General features: G+C 74.0%; 1 protein-coding gene. It reads right to left on the reverse strand.

Annotated features, from left to right (window positions below; genetic code table 11):
- A partial coding sequence (locus ACFQ36_RS21615) for a PEP/pyruvate-binding domain-containing protein (protein ID WP_377017434.1) occupies positions 1 to 255 on the reverse strand: 255 nt, incomplete at its 3' end.
- Positions 256 to 504: the final 249 nt, after the last annotated feature.

Below are 504 nucleotides of genomic sequence, written 5' to 3' on the forward strand. Positions count from 1 at the left end.
CGGCATCGCGGCCGCGGCGAACAGCTCCCGGATCCGCGCCCCGTCCGCCCCGGACGCCAGCGCCTGCTCCAGCTGCGCGCCCAGCGGCGTCAGGGCCAGCAGGGCCCGGTAGGCCGCCGTCGTAATGACGAACCCGTCCGGCACCGGAAAGCCCTGCCGCACCAGCTCGCCGAGGTTGGCGCCCTTGCCGCCGGCCAGTGCCACGTCGGCTGCGCCGAATTCTGCCAGCGTCCCGGTCATCTTGCCCGGCGTCATGAGGCCCCCCTGGCGGCTTGGTGGAGAGTGCGTTCCCCTACAAGCTATGCCCCTGCGGGGCGGGCACCAAGACCGCCGGCTGCCGTACCGGTACGGCGGCCGGCGCCTGCAGCCGGTGCCTGGGCCGTCCCGCCGGCGCCTGCCGGCCAATTCCTGCCGGGCGGCGACATCTACTGCCCGAATTTTCCGGGAAGGCAGCCTCTGCCGGCCGATTTTTCAAGGGGAAGGGAGGGGTGGGGGGGGGGGGGG

The sequence above is a fragment of the Arthrobacter sp. GCM10027362 genome, from assembly GCF_042679445.1.
GTDB lineage: Bacteria > Actinomycetota > Actinomycetes > Actinomycetales > Micrococcaceae > Crystallibacter.